The 1,346-nt window shown below is 31.1% G+C and carries 1 protein-coding gene; it reads left to right on the top strand.

Going from position 1 to position 1,346, the window contains the following annotated elements:
• Positions 1–125 precede the first annotated feature (125 nt).
• The gene (locus J8H85_RS18835) at positions 126–1,172 is read left to right on the top strand and encodes an RES family NAD+ phosphorylase (RefSeq protein WP_209657246.1); all 1,047 of its coding nucleotides are present in this window, start codon (positions 126–128) and stop codon (positions 1,170–1,172) included.
• Positions 1,173–1,346: the final 174 nt, after the last annotated feature.

Genomic DNA, 1,346 nt, shown 5'->3' with positions numbered 1-1,346 from the left:
TTGTACAACGAAATAAGATTACACTTATCTTTAGACTTTAGAACACCAAATATGGTATACAAATTAACAGCGTAAATCAATTTTTAACCTGTAGCCATATTTCAGGACAAGACATTTGAGAAAAGATGAGTAATACAGATAAACTTTGTTCAGAATGTTTCACAGACCAAGGACTTAAACTCTTGGCGGAGCGAATTGGAATAGAAAATTCCGAGAGTTGCACTAATTGTTCAAACTTAAACGGAATTAAACTAAACATTGAACAAATAGAAAATTTGGCTTATAGATTTTTTGTTATTGGAAGTATCTTTAAACCAGATTATGGAGCTGCCCCACTAATTCAATTTAATGAACATCAAAAAACAAGCGTTAAGTTATCTAAATCATTACAAAAAGATATCAAATTATTTGAAAAAAAATTAGGTGTTGGCTTTTTTCATTATGGTCCAAGACTTTGGATGATTGGCGAAATTGAACCTCTTAAAGACCTACAAAATAAGAAAACAAGAAAATCAATCTTCGATAGGATAATCAATGAGTTTCCAACGATTTTATTAAAAGAAAACGAATTATTCTATAGAATTCGAACTAACCCTAAAAATCCAATTGCTGAAAATGAATATGATAGTTCGCCATATCCAGGAAATGGACGATTAGACAGTGAAAATCATCAAGTTTTATATGGTTCACAAGATTTAGAAGTTTGTATACACGAATGTCGAGTAACAGTAGAGGACGAGATATATGTCGCAACTCTAAAGCCGATTAAGGCTTTAAAACTTTTAGACTTGACAGAGCTAATTGAAGAAGAAGGTACTGAATTTGAAAGTCTTGATTTATCAATACAAATGCTATTTTTAGCTTCGAAACATTCCTATGAAATTTCAAAAGAATTAAGTCTTTATGTAAGTGAGAAAGGATTTGATGGCATTATATATCCTTCCTTTTTTAGTTTAGTCAGAACAGGAAAAATTCCATTCCCAACGGTTTATGGAATTTCTACAAGAAGGATTCCTCAATACAAAGCATTTGAAAAATCAAGTACAATTCCGAATCTTGCTTTATTTGGAAGTCCTATAAAAGACAAAAAGATTGAAGTTGAAAATATTAATAAACTTGGACTAAATAGAATAATTTACGATTATCAATTTGGTCCAGCTGAAATAAATTAAAAACGCCACACAACAATGGCTATAAGTAATTGCTTGTTCTCGCCTACTTCTGAAAATCCTCGCGGATTTTGAACTGCCCCCAAAAAGTTAGACACTATTTGAGGGTATTTTTATGGAAAGAAAAGTCAAGTACAATTACGATTTTAAACTTCGTTGCGTAAAGGAGGTATTGAA

Origin of the sequence: Mariniflexile gromovii, assembly GCF_017814435.1 — a bacterium.
GTDB lineage: Bacteria > Bacteroidota > Bacteroidia > Flavobacteriales > Flavobacteriaceae > Mariniflexile > Mariniflexile gromovii.
This window is presented reverse-complemented; position numbering and strand designations above follow the sequence as displayed.

What these genes read in the sequence shown, in the direction of transcription:
- J8H85_RS18835 (WP_209657246.1), top strand. Translation starts at nt 126, where the DNA reads ATGAGTAATACAGATAAACTTTGTTCAGAATGTTTCACAGACCAAGGA.